The organism is Pseudomonas sp. CFBP 13719 (genome assembly GCF_014842095.1).
GTDB lineage: Bacteria > Pseudomonadota > Gammaproteobacteria > Pseudomonadales > Pseudomonadaceae > Aquipseudomonas.
Map to the genome: position 1 here is coordinate 21,201 of NZ_JACYVB010000004.1, position 15,643 is coordinate 36,843.

Below are 15,643 nucleotides of genomic sequence, written 5' to 3' on the forward strand. Positions count from 1 at the left end.
TCGTCAAGCGTGATGTCGAAAAAAATTTTAATCATTACCGTCGCTTACGATTTTGCTGGGTTATTCGGCGGGTGGTACGTAGCCGTCGGCCTTGGCGTATTCCTCGCCGGACAGGTACTTGTCCATTTCGCCCTGGAGGAATTTGCGGTCTTCGGCGTTCATCATGTTCAGGCGGCGCTCGTTGATCAGCAGCGTCTGGTGTTTCTGCCAGTCGCCCCAGGCTTGCTGGGAGACGTGGTTGTAGATGTCTTCGCCCTTGGCGCCGGGGTAGGGGGGGCGTTCCAGGCCAGGCAGTTCTTCTTTGTACTTGCGGCACAGTACGGTGCGGGTCATTACAGATCTCCTGCGTTCAAGGCGTCGGCTGCGTGTTGCAGCAGCTTCTTCACCGGGGCTGCGAGGCCCAGGCGCGGCGGTGTGGCGAGGTTATACCAGAGCCAGTCGGCCTCGGCCACGTGGTGGGCGGTCTGCTCGACCTGCACCAGCCAGGGGTCGATGGCCAGCTGGAAGTGGCTGAAGGTGTGCGTCAGGGCCGGCAACTGGCGGCGACCCAGCAGGTGCAGTGCGTGTTGATCGGCAAGGTGGTCGAGGTCACTCAGGTCGTCGAGCTGGGGAAGGCTCCACAGGCCGCCCCACAGGCCTGTCGAGGGCCTGCGGTAGAGCAGGATGGCGCCGTCGCGGTTGGCGAGCAGGGGCATCATTGTCGCGCGTTGCGGAATGGTCTTGCGCGGCTTGGGTATCGGGTAGCGGATTTCCAGGCCGAGCATGTGCGCTTCACAGCTCTTTTCCAGCGGGCACAGCAGGCAGCTGGGCTTGCTGCGGGTGCACAGCGTGGCGCCCAGATCCATCATTGCCTGGGTGTAGTGGTTCACCCGAGTCTGCGGGGTCAGGCGCTCGGCGGTGGCCCACAGCGCCTTGGCCACCTTCGGCTCGCCTGGGTAGCCTTCCTGCGCGGTGTAGCGGGCAAGCACGCGCTTGACGTTGCCGTCGAGGATCGGCGCGCGCAGGCCCATGCTGATGCTGGCGATGGCCCCGGCCGTGGACAGGCCGATACCGGGCAGCTCGACCAGCTTCTCCACGTCGCGGGGAAACTCGCCGCCGTGCTCGCTCATCACGATTTTCGCGGTTTTCTGCAGGTTGCGCGCGCGGGTGTAGTAGCCCAGCCCGGTCCACAGGTGCAGCACTTCGTCTTCCGGCGCCTCGGCCAGCGCCTGCACCGTGGGCAGCGCGGCCATGAAGCGGTCGAAGTAATTCAGCACCGTGCTGACCTGGGTCTGCTGCAGCATGATTTCCGACACCCATACCCGGTACGGGTTGATGCCCTGCTGCCAGGGCAGATCATGCCGGCCATTGCGGTCGTACCATTCCAGCACGGCGCTGGAAAACTGCTCGGGGCTCATCGGTTGAACAGACCTCGCAATGCGTCTTTGAGTTTTGGATCGACCTTGTCGCCCAGTTTTTCTTCGAGCTTCTCGTCGATCTTGTCGCGAATACGGTCGCCGGCCAGCTTGGCGGCGACCTGGCCCAAGCCGTCACGGTCGATACGGCAGGCCTTGGCGCCCATCTCCAGCGGGCCGCGGCAGCGCAGCGGCAGCTCGACGCCGACGAAGCGCTCGCCCACCTGGCAGGCCGGGTCGGCGCTGGTGCCTTGTTCGCCGTCGACCACCACACCAATGCGGTAGTCCATGCCCAGCACGCGCAGATCGACATCGCCGTTGCCCTTCACGGTCAGGCCGGGGATGCGCACGAGCAGGTCCTGGTTGCTGGCCACGCCGTTGCGAAACACCAGGCTGCCCTTGAGCTCCTTGAACGGCGTGTCCTTGCCACGCGGTTCGCCGTTGAGCGTTTTGCGATTGAGCACCGAGATGCCGCGGCAGATCTGCTGCTCGAGGTTGGCGTTGACCAGCACGCCGTCGTTGAGGACGAAGCTGGCGGTACCGTTGAGCGATTCGACCAGGGCCTTCTGGCTGTTGCCTGAACCGCTGAGGTTGCTGTTGAGGTTCAACAGGCCGCGCAGCGGTGGGTTGGCGTTCTGCGTCTTGATGAAGTTTTCAACGGGCACCTTGTCGATGCGTGTCTGCAACGCCAGCAGCGGCATGTCCGGGCGCACGTCGAGCGTGCCCTGGGTGTTGAAGCTGCCGTTGTAGAGGCCGCCTGCCAGAGTCTGCAGGGTCAGCATGCCGCCCTGGCCCTGAGCCTTGAGGGTGGCGTTGTGCACAGGCAGGCCCTTCAGGGTCAGTTGGCCAATGGTCAGGTCGGCCTGCACGTCCAGGGCGCGCAGACGCTCCACGGGCAGCAGGCGGTCATCGCTCCAGGCGCCGCGGGTCGGGGGCTCCGGCAGCGGTGATTCGCCCGAGGCGACTGCGGCCGCTTCGCTGTTCTGCACTTCGGCCTGACGCGCCGCGCTGGCATTGGCGGCCTTTTCGGTCTTGGCCGGCAGGTAGCGGTCGGCGTTGAAGGTGTCGCCCTTGAGCTGCAGGCGCAGGGCCTGGCGGGCAAAATCCTCTACGGCGATGCGGCCGGTGAAGGTGCTGTCGTCCAGTTTCAGCGTCAGGTCCTCCAGGCCAAGGCTGTCGCGGGTGCCCTGCAGGCGGCTGACCAGCTCGAACTTGCCCAGGCTGCCCGGTGCCATCGCCGGCAGCGGTTGGCCGATGCCGTCGAAGAAGGCGCGCAGGTCGAACTCGGCAATCGACAGGCCGCCGGTGAGCTGAGGGTCGCTGTCCAGATTGCGCACGCGCAGTTCGCCCAGCGCGCGCAGCTGATTGGCGGCCAGCTTGAGGCCGGTCCATTCGGCGACGTTGGCGGACTGGTCGAGCAGCAACTGCCCCTGCGCGCTGAAGTTCACGGTCTTACCCTGCAGCGGGTCGCCCGAGGCTTCACCGCTCAGGCGCATGTCTTCGAGCTGGTAGCGCTTGAGCACGCGGTCGAAGCGAAGCTCGCCGGCAAGCTCGGTACGGGCCCGCACGACCGGCTGGTTGGTGCCCAGGAAAGCGGTCAGTTTCAGCGGAATGTCCGCGCCTTCATGGACGGCGCCGGTGCTCAGCTGGATGCTTTCGGCGGTGTACATGCGGCCTGTGCGCACGTCGTTGTACTGCACGCGGGCGTTGTTCACGGTCAGGCTGTCGATGTCGAGCTTGACCGGGCGCGAGGGTGCCTGCGGTTTGCCCGGCTCGGTGACTGCCGGTGCGTTCGGGTCGGTGGCGTCGGCCGTGGTGGCGGGCAGCGGCTTGCCGATGTCTTCCCAGTTGCCGTGGCCGTTGGCATCACGTTCCAGGGACAGGTTCAGGCCTTCGACCCGTACGTCGCTCATCTGCACTTCCTTGCGCAGCAGCGGCAGCACGCGCACGGACAGCCCGAGCATCTGCAGGTCGGCGAAGGGTGCCTTGGGGTTGGCGAGGGTGGCCACGCTGGCGTCATGCAGTTCCAGACCCAGCCATGGGAACAGGCTCCAGCCGATGTCCCCGTTGAGGGTCAGCTCGACGTGAGCCTTGTCCCGTGCCAGTTGGCGAATCTCGTCCTTGTAGTCGTTGGGGTCGAACAGGTGGGTGAGGGCGAAGCCCAGGGCCACCAGAATCAACAACAGACCGAGAATGCACAGGCCGAGGATTTTGCCGAACGCTTTCATGGGCGAGTCCTTTAGTCCGAATTTTGGAAGTTAGCGGGAGAGTATAACGTTGTGCGACTGGCGATGTTGGCGGTCCGTCGGTGCCATTTCACTGGGTACCGATGGCCGCTTCATCCGGGTAGCCCAAGCGCTTTGGGCCGCGGGTTTCACCGGTTCGCCAGGCGACTGCAGAGCCATTCAGGAGGATTTTGCCAACCACCCGGCAGTTCATCGCAATAAAGGGATAGCAGTTTGCTTCCATTGGTTACATCTAGTGGTAATCTCCGCCCCTTCAACTGTCCGCTGCGACTTTATGTCGCGATTTGCCAAGTGCTGCCGATAAAACAATCGATCGCCAACGCGCGTGAAGAATGTGGGCGCATTTGTGTGCAGACAGCTGAACTACAAAAATCAACGGGGGTTACAAAATGAGCAGTAGTCTTTCGGGCGGCGGCGTGGGTGCCCAGCCAGGATTCCTGTCCAAGGAGCGGATCATCGCCAAGCCTGGCTTCAACCGCTGGCTGGTTCCACCAGCAGCGTTGGCCATTCACTTGTGCATCGGCATGGCATACGGTTTTTCGGTTTTCTGGCTGCCATTGTCCAAGGCGATCGGTATCACCGCGCCAGTGGCGTGCGCGCCCGACATGAGCTTCTTCAGCCAGGTGTTTTCATCGTCCTGTGATTGGTCGGTGTCGATGCTGAGCTGGATCTACACACTGTTCTTCATCTTCCTGGGCTGCTCGGCGGCCATCTGGGGTGGCTGGCTGGAGCACGCCGGGCCGCGCAAGGCCGGGGTGGTTTCGGCACTGTGCTGGTGCGGTGGTCTGGTCATTTCCGCGTTGGGTATCTACACCCACCAGATCTGGCTGATGTGGCTGGGCTCGGGCGTGATCGGCGGTATCGGCCTGGGTCTTGGTTACATTTCCCCGGTATCGACCCTGATCAAGTGGTTCCCGGACAAGCGCGGCATGGCTACCGGCATGGCGATCATGGGCTTCGGTGGCGGCGCCATGGTGGGTGCACCGCTGGCAGCGGTCCTGATGGGCCATTTCGCCTCGCCTACCGGCGTCGGCGTGTGGCAGAGCTTCCTGGTGATGGCGGCGATCTACTTCGTCTTCATGATCGGCGGCGCATTGTCCTACCGCGTACCGCCTACCGGTTGGAAGCCTGAAGGCTACGTCGCTCCGGCGAAGAAGGCCAAGGGCATGATCACCAACCGCCACGTACACGTGAACGTGGCCTGGAAGACCCCTCAGTTCGCCCTGGTGTGGCTGGTACTGTGCCTCAACGTTTCCGCAGGTATCGGCATCCTCGGCATGGCTTCGCCGCTGCTGCAGGAAGTGTTCGGCGGCAAGCTGCTGGGCGTGGACCTGGCGTTCAACCAGTTGGACTCGGCGCAACTGGCGCAGATCGCTGCCATCGCGGCGGGCTTCACCGGCTTGCTCAGCCTGTTCAACATCGGTGGGCGCTTCTTCTGGGCTTCGTTCTCCGACTACATCGGCCGCAAGGTGACCTACTTCGTGTTCTTCGCCCTGGGCGTGGCACTGTACGCCTCGGTACCGACCCTGGGTCATTCGGGCAGCATCGCGCTGTTCGTGGCAGCCTTCTGCATCGTGCTGTCGATGTACGGCGGCGGCTTCGCCACGGTTCCGGCCTACCTGGCCGACCTGTTCGGCACGCAGATGGTCGGCGCCATCCACGGTCGCCTGTTGACCGCATGGGCCGTGGCCGGTGTGCTGGGTCCGGTGCTGGTGACCAACCTGCGTGACTACCAACTGGCGCAGGGCGTTCCCCGCGCGGCCGTGTACGACACCACGTTGTACATCCTCTCCGGTTTGCTGGTGCTAGGTTTCATCTGCAACGCGCTGGTGCGTCCGGTGGCCGACAAGTACTTCATGACCGATGCCGAGCTCAAGGCCGAGCAGGCGCTGGGCCATGACAAAGGTGCAGACGGCACGACCGTGCTGGAGTGGAAGGCCAATCCGGCTTCCAAGCCACTGGCCATCGCTGCCTGGCTGGCCGTGGGCATTCCGTTGGCGTGGGGTGTGTGGGTGACCCTGCAGAAGACGGCGGTGCTGTTTCACTGATGTAGATGCTTGAATCGGCGGTGGCCCGTTCGCGGCCACTGACCGCTCCTACGGCATCCCGTAGGAGCGGTCATCGGCCGCGAAAAGGCCACCGCAGATCATCCTTTCCCCCCTCTTCTGTTCCCGTTTCCCGCCTGCGTGCCTATAATGATCACCTTTTTCGCCCAACGATTTTGCGGAGCTGGTGATGGCCGAACGTATCGCGTTCGTCGAGCGCAACACTCTGGAAACCCAGATCAAAGCCTCGATCAACCTGGATGGCACCGGAAAGGCCCGATTCGATATCGGCGTTCCTTTTCTTGAGCACATGCTTGACCAGATCGCCCGGCACGGGCTGATCGACCTGGACATCGAGTGCAAGGGCGACCTGCACATCGACGACCACCACACCGTGGAGGACGTCGGCATCACCTTGGGCCAGGCATTCGCCAAGGCCATCGGCGACAAGAAAGGCATCTTTCGCTACGGCCACGCCTACGTCCCGCTGGACGAAGCGCTGTCGCGCGTGGTCATCGACTTCTCCGGCCGCCCCGGCCTGCAGATGCACGTGCCCTACACCCGCGCCACCGTTGGCGGCTTCGATGTCGACCTGTTCCAGGAGTTCTTCCAGGGCTTCGTCAACCACGCCAACGTCTCCCTGCACATCGACAACCTGCGTGGGCACAACACCCATCACCAGATCGAAACCGTGTTCAAGGCTTTCGGCCGCGCGCTGCGCATGGCCGTCGCGGTTGACGAACGCATGGCTGGGCAGATGCCGTCGACCAAGGGCGTGCTCTGATGCAGACCGTCGCGGTAATCGACTACGGCATGGGCAACCTGCACTCCGTGGCCAAGGCTCTGGAGCATGTCGGTGCCGGCAAGGTGCTGATCACCAGTGACGCCAATGTCATTCGTGAAGCCGACCGCGTGGTCTTTCCCGGTGTCGGCGCCATTCGCGACTGCATGGCTGAAATCCGTCGCCTGGGCTTCGATGCGCTGGTGCGCGAAGTCAGTCAGGACCGGCCCTTCCTGGGTATCTGTGTTGGCATGCAGGCCTTGATGGAGCACAGCGAAGAGAACGCCGGTGTCGACTGCATCGGCGTGTTTCCCGGCAAGGTGCGCTTTTTCGGCAAGGACCTGCACGAAGGTGGCGAGCACCTGAAAGTCCCGCACATGGGCTGGAACGAAGTGCAGCAGGCAGTGGATCACCCGCTGTGGCACGACATTCCCGACCTGGCGCGTTTCTACTTCGTGCACAGCTATTACATCGAGGCCGGCAAGCCGGGCCAGGTGGTGGGGCGCGGCCATTACGGTTGTGATTTCGCCGCGGCACTGGCCGAAGGGTCACGCTTCGCCGTGCAGTTCCACCCCGAGAAGAGCCATACCCATGGCCTGCAGCTGCTGCAGAATTTCGCAGCCTGGGATGGACGCTGGTAATGGCCAAGGCCAGCAAGCCGCCCATTCTTAGCCTGACGCCGGAGCAGGAGAGCGAAGCGGCCGAGAAGATCAAGCGGTTCATGCGTGACCGCTTCGATCTCGACCTGGGTTCGTTCGAGGCCCTCGAGGTGCTCGAGCTGTTCACCCGCGAAATGGCTCCACACTATTACAACAGGGCGATTTTCGATGTGCAGGCGCACCTCAGCGAGAGGTTCGAAAGCATCGAGAGCGACCTGTGGGCGCTCGAGAAGAACTGACTTCCGAGCATCGCCGTTCACCGACTTCGAAGGTTTTTGCAGATGCTGATTATCCCCGCTATCGATCTTAAAGACGGTGCCTGCGTGCGCCTGCGCCAGGGCCGCATGGAAGATTCCACGGTGTTCTCGGATGATCCGGTGAGCATGGCCGCCAAGTGGGTCGATGGCGGCTGCCGTCGCCTGCACCTGGTCGACCTCAACGGCGCCTTCGAAGGCCAGCCAGTGAATGGCGATGTGGTCACTGCCATTGCCAAGCGCTACCCGCACCTGCCGATCCAGATCGGCGGCGGCATCCGCTCGCTGGAAACCATCGAGCACTACGTCAAGGCCGGCGTGAGCTACGTGATCATCGGCACCAAGGCGGTCAAGCAGCCCGAGTTCGTCGCCGAGGCCTGCCGTGCATTCCCCGGCAAGGTCATCGTTGGTCTGGACGCGAAAGATGGCTTCGTCGCCACCGACGGCTGGGCCGAAGTGAGCACGGTGCAGGTCATCGACCTGGCCAAGCGGTTCGAGGCCGATGGCGTGGCGGCGATCGTCTACACCGACATCGCCAAGGACGGCATGATGCAGGGCTGCAACGTGCCCTTCACCGCTGCTCTGGCGGCCGCGACCAAGATCCCGGTGATCGCCTCCGGCGGTATCCACAACCTGGGCGACATCCGTGCCCTGCTGGACGCCAAGGCGCCGGGCATCATCGGCGCCATCACTGGCCGCGCCATCTACGAAGGGACCCTGGACGTCGCCGAAGCCCAGGCATTCTGCGATTCGTACAACGCGTAACGGCTGGACGCGGCCCCCTGTAGCAGCGGCGCAAGCCGCGTCCGCCAGCACCTTGGTCCAACTTTAGCGGAGAACCCCCATGGCCCTGGCCAAACGCATCATCCCCTGCCTGGACGTGGACAACGGCCGAGTGGTCAAGGGCGTCAAATTCGAGAACATCCGCGACGCCGGCGACCCGGTCGAGATCGCCCGGCGCTACGACGAGCAGGGTGCCGACGAGATCACCTTCCTGGACATCACCGCCAGTGTCGATGGCCGTGACACCACCCTGCACACCGTCGAGCGCATGGCCAGCCAGGTGTTCATTCCCCTGACCGTGGGCGGCGGCGTGCGCACGGTGGCGGATATCCGCAACCTGCTCAATGCCGGTGCGGACAAGGTCTCGATCAACACGGCTGCGGTGTTCAACCCGGAGTTCGTCGGCGAGGCAGCTTCGCGCTTCGGCTCGCAGTGCATCGTGGTGGCCATCGATGCGAAGAAGGTCTCGGGGCCCGGCGAAGAGCCGCGCTGGGAGATCTTCACCCACGGTGGGCGCAAGCCTACCGGCCTGGATGCCGTGCAATGGGCACAGAAGATGGAAGGCCTGGGCGCGGGTGAGATCCTGTTGACCAGCATGGACCAGGACGGCATGAAGAACGGCTTCGACCTGGGCGTGACCCGCGCCATCAGCGACGCACTGGGCATCCCGGTGATCGCTTCCGGCGGGGTGGGCAACCTGCAGCACCTGGCCGATGGCGTGATCCAGGGCGGCGCGAGCGCGGTGCTGGCCGCCAGTATCTTTCACTTCGGCGAGTACACCGTGCCCGAGGCCAAGGCCTTCATGGCCAAGCAAGGCATCGTGGTCCGCTGACCCTGCAGCAGCGGCGCAAGCCGCGTCAGGCCTCACCGCGTTGCGCCAGGTTCACCGCACTGCCCGCCGACGCGGCTTGCGCCGCTGCTACAAGGAATCTGTCGTTGCGGTAACCGCGTCCGGCGTCCGGGCAATGATGGTCGCTGTTTCGGCAACCGCGTCCGGCGTCCGGGTAATGACGATCGCCGTTGCGGTAACCGCGTCCGGCGTCCGGGTAATGACGATCGCCTTCACGGCAACCGCGTCCGGCGTCCGGGTAATGATGGTCGCTGTTTCGGCAACCGCGTCCGGCATCACCACGACCCTTGTAGCAGCGGCGCGAGCCGCGTCGGCGGACACCGCGGTGGGACGCTCAATCGCGTCGGCGTTTGACGCGGCTTGCGCCACTGCTCCAGGGGTAAGGAGTTTGTATGTACCATGGCGAACGAATGAACGCCTGGACCCATTTGGTCGGGGCTGTGCTGGCGGCAGTCGGTGCTGTCTGGCTGCTGTTTTTGGCGGCGTTTCAAGGTGACCCCTGGAAGATCGTCAGCGTGTGCATCTATGGCAGCACGCTGATCCTGCTCTACAGCGTTTCCACGATCTACCACAGCGTGCGCGGGCGCGGCAAAGCGCTCATGCAGAAGCTCGATCACCTGTCGATCTACCTGCTGATCGCCGGCAGCTACACGCCGTTCTGCCTGGTGACCCTGCGCGGGCCTTGGGGCTGGAGCCTGTTCGGCGTGGTCTGGGGGCTGGCGGTGCTGGGCATGTTGCAGGAGATCAAGCCGCGCTCCGAGGCCCGCGTGCTGTCCATCGTGATCTACGCGGTGATGGGCTGGATCGTGCTGGTCGCGATCGACCCGCTGCTGCGCCTGCTTGGCCCCGCCGGATTCGCCTGGCTGGCCGCAGGCGGCGCGCTGTACACCGTGGGCATCATCTTCTTCGCGCTGGACAAGCGCCTGCGCCACGCTCACGGTATCTGGCACCTGTTCGTGATCGCCGGCAGCGTGCTGCACTTCATCGCGATCTTTTTCTACGTCATCTGAACCCTAGAAATCACCCCACAGCTGCTGCGCCATCGCCAGGGCGACCACCGGCGCGGTTTCGGTGCGCAATACGCGCGGGCCCAGGCGAGCTGCGTGAAAGCCGGCGGCCTTGGCCTGCTCCACTTCGGCATCGCTCAAACCGCCTTCAGGGCCGATCAGGAACGCCAGGCTGGCAGGCTTGGTGTGACTGAGCAGCGGCTCCGCAACGGGATGCAGCACCAGCTTGAGCTCGGCGTGGCTGGCAGCGATCCAATCGGCCAGCGCCTGCGGCGCATGAATGACCGGCACGCTGGAACGACCGCACTGCTCGCAGGCGCTGACTGCTACCTGGCGCCAGTGGGCCATGCGCTTGTCGGCGCGCTCGTCCTTGAGGCGCACCTCGCAGCGTTCGCTCACCAGAGGGGTGATTTCACTCACGCCCAGTTCGGTAGCTTTCTGGATCGCCCAGTCCATCCGTTCGCCACGGGACAGGCCCTGACCCAGATGGATGGCCAGCGGCGAATCGGGCTGGCCGGCAAACTGTTCGTCGAGGGTAACGCTGACGCGTTTCTTGCCCACTTCCAACAAGGTGCCGAGGTATTCCTGACCGCTGCCGTCGAACAATTGCACCTGGTCGCCGGCGGCCATCCGCAGCACGCGGCCGATGTAGTGGGCCTGGGCTTCGGGCAGTTCGTGTTCGCCCAGGGCGAGCGGGGCGTCGATGAAAAAGCGTGACAGTCGCATGGGGGTGTCTCTGGTGATTTTGTGGTGTTTATTCGGGCCTCTTCGCGGCCACTGGCCGCTCCTACGGTTGCATCGTGTGCCCCTGTAGGAGCGGCCAGTGGCCGCGAAAGCGCTGGTACAGGCGACGTCCTGCTCAACCCGGATCGCGAAACCCGGGGTGGAAATCTTCGGCTACCTGCACGCTCACGCTGCTGCGAGTGGCGATATCGATTCCCTCGCTGGCCACCTCGGCCAGGAAGTCGATCTGCTCGGGCGTAATTACGTAGGGCGGTAGGAAATACACCACGCTGCCCAGCGGCCGCAGCAACGCGCCACGTTCGAGTGCGTGGTTGAATACTTTCAATCCGCGCCGCTCCTGCCAGGGGTAGGCGGTCTTGCTGGCCTTGTCCTGGACCATTTCGATGGCCAGGACCATGCCGGTCTGGCGCACTTCGGCCACGTGGGCATGATCGACGAGGTGCGCCGTGGCGCTGGCCATGCGCTCGGCCAGGGCGCGGTTGTTCTCGATGACGTTGTCCTGCTCGAAGATGTCCAGTGTCGCCAGCGCCGCGGCACAGGCCAGCGGATTGCCGGTGTAGCTGTGCGAATGCAGGAAGGCGCGCAGGGTCGGGTAGTCGTCGTAGAAGGCGCTGTAGACGTCGTCGGTAGTCACGCAGGCCGCCAGCGGCAGGTAGCCACCGGTCAGCGCCTTGGACAGGCACAGGAAATCAGGACGGATGCCGGCCTGCTCGCAGGCAAACATCGTCCCGGTGCGACCGAAGCCCACGGCGATCTCGTCGTGGATCAGGTGCACGCCGTAGCGGTCGCATGCCTCGCGCAACAGCTTGAGGTACACCGGGTGATACATGCGCATGCCGCCAGCACCCTGGATCAACGGTTCGATGATCACCGCAGCAATACTTTCATGGTGCTCGGCCAGGGTGTGTTCCATGGCTTGGAACAGCGTGCGCGAATGCTCCTCCCAACTTACCCCTTCGGGCCGCAGGTAGCAGTCCGGGCTCGGCACTTTCAAGGTGTCGAGCAGCAGCGGCTTGTAGGTTTCGGTGAATAGCGGCACGTCACCGACCGACATCGCCGCAATGGTCTCGCCGTGATAGCTGTTGGTCAGCGTGACGAAGCGCTGCTTGTTCGGCTGACCGCGGTTGACCCAGTAGTGAAAGCTCATCTTCAGCGCGACTTCGATGCACGAGGAGCCGTTGTCGGCGTAGAAACAGCGGGTCAGCCCCTCGGGCGTCATCTTGACCAGCCGCTCGGACAGCTCGATCACCGGCTGATGGCTGAAGCCAGCCAGGATCACGTGTTCCAGCTGATCGACCTGGTCCTTGATGCGCTGATTGATGCGCGGGTTGGCGTGTCCGAACACATTAACCCACCAGGAGCTGACCGCGTCCAGGTAACGCTTGCCTTCGAAGTCCTCCAGCCATACGCCTTCACCGCGCTTGATCGGGATCAGCGGCAGCCGCTCGTGGTCTTTCATCTGGGTGCAGGGGTGCCACAGGACCTCGAGGTCGCGCTTCATCCACTGATCGTTGAGTCCCATCTTTTTCTCCCGCGGCAACACGCTTGGCAAACAGTCGCGCAAGCCTATGCAATGAGGCCTCGGCTCACAACCCAAACATGCTCGATGGCGGCGCTGGCGGGCAGTATGGCGCTGGCGTATGCTGCCCGGCACTTTGCCATTGCCGGGGCACGATCCGGCCATTTCGCTTGCTCTGCCGGAGTTCTCTGCATGTCTGCTGGTTGGTTGCGCGCTTGGGCGCTGATAGTGGTGGGGCTGTTCAGCGCGCAGGCGTTGGGCAATGACAAGGCACAGACGGCGATCGTCGTCGGCGGCGGTCTGGCGGGGCTTACAGCTGCCTACGAGTTGCAGGCCAAGGGCTGGCAGGTGACCTTGCTCGAGGCGCGCCCCAGCCTTGGCGGCCGCTCGGGCCTGGCCACCAGCGAGTGGATCGGCGGCAGCAAGATCCAGCCGGTGCTCAACGGCTATGTGAACACCTTCAAGCTGGCCACCCAGCCAGCGCCGGAGTTCGTCCGCAACCCTGGCTACCTGATCGACGGCGAATACTTCAGCGCCGCCGACCTGGCCACCAAGCAGCCAGCGACGGCGGAGGCGCTCAAGCGCTACGAGAAAACCCTGGATGATCTGGCCCGCTCGGTCAAGGACCCGGAAAACCCCGGTGCCACCAGCACCCTGTTCGCCCTGGACCAGATCAATGTGTCCAACTGGCTGGACCGCCTGCAACTGCCCGCCACCGCACGGCAGCTGATCAATCAGAAAATTCGTACGCGCTATGACGAACCATCGCGCCTGTCGCTGCTGTATTTCGCCCAGCAGAGCCGCGTCTACCAGGACATCGACGATCGCGATCTGCGCGCTTCGCGCTTGATTGGCGGCAGCCCCGTGCTGGCTCAGGCCTTCGTCAAACAGATCAAGACCATCAAGACCGATTCACCAGTCTCGGCCATCAGTCAGGACAAGGACGGCGTGACCGTCAAGGTCGGTGCCGTGGGTTACCAGGCCAGTTACGTAGTGCTGGCCGTACCCTTGCGTGCGCTGGGCAAGATCGCTTTCACGCCGGCGCTGGACAACCGTCAGTTGGCGGCGATCAAAGGCACCAACTACGGTTGGCGCGACCAGTTGTTGCTCAAGTTCAAGACGCCGGTGTGGGACAGCAAGGCGCGCATGTCTGGCGAGATCTACAGCAACACCGGGCTGGGCATGTTATGGATCGAGCCGGCATTGAAGGGCGGCGCCAACGTGGTGATCAACCTGTCCGGTGACAATGCTCGCCTGCTGCAGGCTTTTGGCGACAAGCAGATGGTCGACCAGGTCTTGATCCGCCTGCACGCGTTCTATCCTCAGGCGCGCGGTGCCTTCACCGGCTATGAAATCCGCCGCTACAGTGTCGATCCTTCCTATGGCGGCGCCTACCTGGCGTACGGGCCGGGGCAGATCAGCAAGTTCTGGAAGGTCTGGGAAAAGCCGCAGCAGCGCATCGCTTTCGCCGGTGAGCACACTGATTCGCTGTACCCAGGCACGCTGGAAGGTGCGCTGCGCAGCGGCCAGCACGCCGCTGGCCAGGTTCTCGACCTGGCAGCAGGTAAATCTTTCGAGCCGGTCAAAGTGGCACCGCCAGTGGCTGTGCCAGCGAAGGCCGTCGACAGCAAGCCTGGGTTCTTCTCCAAATGGTTTGGTGGGGGCGAGACGCCCGTGGCCAAGCCGGTCGAGCCAGTACCTGCACCTGCACCGGCACCTGCGCCAGTACCAGCACCAGCGCCTGTTCCAACGCCCGCCCCGGTGCCTGTGGTACCCGCGCCGGTGCCGGCCAAGGCCGAGCCGGTGAAGAAGGCAGCACCCGTGAAAAAGGTCGACGCCAAGAAGCCGGAGACCAAGAAGGCCGAGGTGAAGAAGCCAGCGGTCAAGAAACCGGTCGAAACCAAGAAGCCGGTTGAACCGAAAAACAAGACAGAAGCGAAAAAGCCTGCGGTACAGCCGTAGGTTTCGCACCCTCGCCGTCGGCTTCTTCGCAGGTCGGCGGCGAGCCTTCTACGTGCAGAAGTCGCGACCTTGCCACTGACATCCCTGCGCTTAATACTGACTTAATCGACTTTATCGATATTTCAAAGCGAGATTTTCCGCTTTAATTCGATAAGTGAGTCAGTCATCTTGAGCGCAGTTCTTACAGGGTCCAGGCACATGCAACTACGTAATTCCACTTCTCGCTATGGCTGGGTCAGCATCGTTCTGCACTGGGGCGTCGCGCTGACCGTGTTCGGGCTTTTCGCCCTCGGGCTGTGGATGGTTGGCCTGGGCTACTACGACCCATGGCGCAAGGCCGGGCCCGACCTGCACAAGAGCATCGGTCTGGTGCTGTTCTTCTTCATGCTGCTGCGCGTGGTCTGGCGCTTCATCAGCCCGCCGCCGCCACCTACGCCCAATCAAGGCAAGCTCACCCGGACTGCGGCCCATCTGGGCCACCTGTTTCTCTATGTGGACCTGTTTCTGGTGATGAGTGCCGGTTACCTGATCTCGACGGCCGACGGCGTGGGCATTCCCGTGTTCGGACTGTTCGAGATCCCGGCATTGGTCAGTGGGTTGCCCGATCAGGCGGAAACCGCCGGTACCGTGCATTTCTACCTGGCCTGGGTATTGGTGATATTCGCCGTATTGCATGGCCTGGCCGCATTGAAACACCACTTCATCGATCGTGATGCAACCCTCATTCGCATGCTGGGTCGCAAAGCCTGACTGCAGTACCCATAAATCTATTCGAGGAATATTCTGTATGTTGAAAAAGACGCTCGCCGCACTTGCCATTGGTTCTGCCTTGTTCACCGCAGGCCAGGCCATGGCCGCCGACTACACCATCGACAAGGAAGGCCAGCACGCTTTCGTCGACTTCAAGATCAGCCACCTGGGCTACAGCTTCATCACCGGTACCTTCAAGGACTTCGACGGCTCGTTCAGCTTCGATGCAGCCAAGCCTGAAGACTCGAAGATCGACGTGACCTTGAAGACCGCCAGCGTGTTCACCAATCACGCCGAACGCGACAAGCACATCAGCAGCAAGGACTTCCTGGACGTCGCCGCGTTTCCCACCGCTACCTTCAAGTCCACCAGCGTCAAGCCAACCGGCAAAAGCGCCGATGGCAAGACCACTGCTGACGTGACCGGCGACCTGACCCTGCACGGCGTGACCAAGCCAGTCGTGATCAAGGCCACCTTCCTGGGTGAAGGCAAGGATCCGTGGGGCGGCTACCGTGCCGGTTTCGAAGGCACCACGTCGATCAACCGCAAGGACTTCGCGCCAAAGTCGATGGACCTGGGTCCACAGTCGGACACCGTCGAGCTGTACTTCACGTTTGAAGGCGTGAAAGCGAAGTAAGTTATTCGCTGA

16 protein-coding genes are annotated in these 15,643 nt (G+C 63.3%); 10 read left to right on the forward strand and 6 right to left on the reverse strand.

The annotated features are described in order from the left end of the window. Positions 1–60 precede the first annotated feature (60 nt). The 3 genes from IFT57_RS14715 to IFT57_RS14725 are packed head-to-tail and all read right to left on the reverse strand — an operon-like array spanning position 61 to position 3,622. The gene (locus IFT57_RS14715; protein WP_043191657.1) at positions 61–333 is read right to left on the reverse strand and encodes an oxidative damage protection protein; all 273 of its coding nucleotides are present in this window, start codon (positions 331–333) and stop codon (positions 61–63) included. Beyond that, entirely contained in the window at positions 333–1,397 is a 1,065-nt protein-coding gene (gene mutY / locus IFT57_RS14720) for an A/G-specific adenine glycosylase (protein ID WP_192151886.1), read from the reverse strand. Before mutY ends, IFT57_RS14715 begins: the two co-directional genes overlap by 1 nt. Further along, on the reverse strand, positions 1,394–3,622 hold the full coding sequence (locus IFT57_RS14725) for an AsmA family protein (protein WP_192151887.1): 2,229 nt from the start codon (positions 3,620–3,622) through the stop codon (positions 1,394–1,396). Before IFT57_RS14725 ends, mutY begins: the two co-directional genes overlap by 4 nt. Before the next feature lie 407 nt (positions 3,623–4,029). Between IFT57_RS14725 and IFT57_RS14730 the strand changes: the two genes are divergently transcribed. From IFT57_RS14730 to hisF, 6 genes are all read left to right on the forward strand, one after another. Then, positions 4,030–5,688, forward strand: a complete 1,659-nt coding sequence (locus tag IFT57_RS14730; protein WP_192151888.1) for an OFA family MFS transporter — start codon at positions 4,030–4,032, stop codon at positions 5,686–5,688. Positions 5,689–5,875: 187 nt separating this feature from the next. Continuing rightward, positions 5,876–6,469 carry an imidazoleglycerol-phosphate dehydratase HisB gene (gene hisB / locus IFT57_RS14735; protein WP_043191647.1) on the forward strand — a complete coding sequence of 198 codons (594 nt, stop codon included), beginning with the start codon at positions 5,876–5,878 and terminating at the stop codon, positions 6,467–6,469. Next, positions 6,469–7,107: an imidazole glycerol phosphate synthase subunit HisH gene (gene hisH / locus IFT57_RS14740; RefSeq protein ID WP_192047991.1), complete on the forward strand. Its 639-nt coding sequence runs from the start codon at positions 6,469–6,471 to the stop codon at positions 7,105–7,107. Before hisB ends, hisH begins: the two co-directional genes overlap by 1 nt. Continuing rightward, complete coding sequence (locus tag IFT57_RS14745) at positions 7,107–7,364, forward strand: DUF2164 domain-containing protein (protein ID WP_122714466.1); 258 nt, start codon at positions 7,107–7,109, stop codon at positions 7,362–7,364. The genes hisH and IFT57_RS14745 overlap by 1 nt, the downstream gene beginning before the upstream one ends. A 42-nt stretch (positions 7,365–7,406) precedes the next feature. Next, entirely contained in the window at positions 7,407–8,144 is a 738-nt protein-coding gene (gene hisA, locus IFT57_RS14750; protein WP_192151889.1) for a 1-(5-phosphoribosyl)-5-[(5-phosphoribosylamino)methylideneamino]imidazole-4-carboxamide isomerase, read from the forward strand. Positions 8,145–8,223: 79 nt separating this feature from the next. Beyond that, entirely contained in the window at positions 8,224–8,994 is a 771-nt protein-coding gene (hisF, locus tag IFT57_RS14755) for an imidazole glycerol phosphate synthase subunit HisF (RefSeq protein WP_043191638.1), read from the forward strand. A gap of 87 nt (positions 8,995–9,081) precedes the next feature. Here the strand turns inward: hisF and IFT57_RS14760 are convergent, their stop codons facing one another. Beyond that, positions 9,082–9,288 carry a hypothetical protein gene (locus IFT57_RS14760; protein WP_192151890.1) on the reverse strand — a complete coding sequence of 69 codons (207 nt, stop codon included), beginning with the start codon at positions 9,286–9,288 and terminating at the stop codon, positions 9,082–9,084. Between the two features lie 116 nt (positions 9,289–9,404). On the opposite strand from IFT57_RS14760, the gene trhA reads away from it, so the two are divergent. Then, positions 9,405–10,022: a PAQR family membrane homeostasis protein TrhA gene (gene trhA, locus IFT57_RS14765; RefSeq protein WP_192151891.1), complete on the forward strand. Its 618-nt coding sequence runs from the start codon at positions 9,405–9,407 to the stop codon at positions 10,020–10,022. Positions 10,023–10,025: 3 nt separating this feature from the next. On the opposite strand, the gene IFT57_RS14770 is transcribed toward trhA, so the two are convergent. Both IFT57_RS14770 and IFT57_RS14775 read right to left on the reverse strand, forming a co-directional pair. Continuing rightward, a complete protein-coding gene (locus tag IFT57_RS14770; RefSeq protein ID WP_192151892.1) occupies positions 10,026–10,745 on the reverse strand; it encodes a 16S rRNA (uracil(1498)-N(3))-methyltransferase in 720 nt (239 codons plus the stop codon). 133 nt (positions 10,746–10,878) lie between these two features. Further along, entirely contained in the window at positions 10,879–12,285 is a 1,407-nt protein-coding gene (locus tag IFT57_RS14775; protein WP_122714471.1) for an adenosylmethionine--8-amino-7-oxononanoate transaminase, read from the reverse strand. 189 nt (positions 12,286–12,474) lie between these two features. Here IFT57_RS14775 and IFT57_RS14780 point away from each other — a divergent pair, with 189 nt between their 5' ends. The 3 genes from IFT57_RS14780 to IFT57_RS14790 all read left to right on the forward strand — a co-directional run bounded on the left by IFT57_RS14780 (position 12,475) and on the right by IFT57_RS14790 (position 15,631). Continuing rightward, complete coding sequence (locus IFT57_RS14780; RefSeq protein ID WP_192151893.1) at positions 12,475–14,244, forward strand: flavin monoamine oxidase family protein; 1,770 nt, start codon at positions 12,475–12,477, stop codon at positions 14,242–14,244. Between the two features lie 198 nt (positions 14,245–14,442). Then, complete coding sequence (locus tag IFT57_RS14785) at positions 14,443–14,994, forward strand: cytochrome b (RefSeq protein ID WP_122714473.1); 552 nt, start codon at positions 14,443–14,445, stop codon at positions 14,992–14,994. A 37-nt stretch (positions 14,995–15,031) separates the two neighbouring features. After that, positions 15,032–15,631, forward strand: a complete 600-nt coding sequence (locus tag IFT57_RS14790) for a YceI family protein (protein ID WP_192151894.1) — start codon at positions 15,032–15,034, stop codon at positions 15,629–15,631. Positions 15,632–15,643: the final 12 nt, after the last annotated feature.

Bases quoted from the DNA above. Each gene is read 5' to 3' on its own strand.
- IFT57_RS14715 (WP_043191657.1), bottom strand. From the start codon at position 333: ATGACCCGCACCGTACTGTGCCGCAAGTACAAAGAAGAACTGCCTGGC.
- mutY (WP_192151886.1), bottom strand. From the start codon at position 1,397: ATGAGCCCCGAGCAGTTTTCCAGCGCCGTGCTGGAATGGTACGACCGC.
- IFT57_RS14725 (WP_192151887.1), bottom strand. From the start codon at position 3,622: ATGAAAGCGTTCGGCAAAATCCTCGGCCTGTGCATTCTCGGTCTGTTG.
- IFT57_RS14730 (WP_192151888.1), top strand. From the start codon at position 4,030: ATGAGCAGTAGTCTTTCGGGCGGCGGCGTGGGTGCCCAGCCAGGATTC.
- hisB (WP_043191647.1), top strand. From the start codon at position 5,876: ATGGCCGAACGTATCGCGTTCGTCGAGCGCAACACTCTGGAAACCCAG.
- hisH (WP_192047991.1), top strand. From the start codon at position 6,469: ATGCAGACCGTCGCGGTAATCGACTACGGCATGGGCAACCTGCACTCC.
- IFT57_RS14745 (WP_122714466.1), top strand. From the start codon at position 7,107: ATGGCCAAGGCCAGCAAGCCGCCCATTCTTAGCCTGACGCCGGAGCAG.
- hisA (WP_192151889.1), top strand. From the start codon at position 7,407: ATGCTGATTATCCCCGCTATCGATCTTAAAGACGGTGCCTGCGTGCGC.
- hisF (WP_043191638.1), top strand. From the start codon at position 8,224: ATGGCCCTGGCCAAACGCATCATCCCCTGCCTGGACGTGGACAACGGC.
- IFT57_RS14760 (WP_192151890.1), bottom strand. From the start codon at position 9,288: ATGCCGGACGCGGTTGCCGAAACAGCGACCATCATTACCCGGACGCCG.
- trhA (WP_192151891.1), top strand. From the start codon at position 9,405: ATGTACCATGGCGAACGAATGAACGCCTGGACCCATTTGGTCGGGGCT.
- IFT57_RS14770 (WP_192151892.1), bottom strand. From the start codon at position 10,745: ATGCGACTGTCACGCTTTTTCATCGACGCCCCGCTCGCCCTGGGCGAA.
- IFT57_RS14775 (WP_122714471.1), bottom strand. From the start codon at position 12,285: ATGGGACTCAACGATCAGTGGATGAAGCGCGACCTCGAGGTCCTGTGG.
- IFT57_RS14780 (WP_192151893.1), top strand. From the start codon at position 12,475: ATGTCTGCTGGTTGGTTGCGCGCTTGGGCGCTGATAGTGGTGGGGCTG.
- IFT57_RS14785 (WP_122714473.1), top strand. From the start codon at position 14,443: ATGCAACTACGTAATTCCACTTCTCGCTATGGCTGGGTCAGCATCGTT.
- IFT57_RS14790 (WP_192151894.1), top strand. From the start codon at position 15,032: ATGTTGAAAAAGACGCTCGCCGCACTTGCCATTGGTTCTGCCTTGTTC.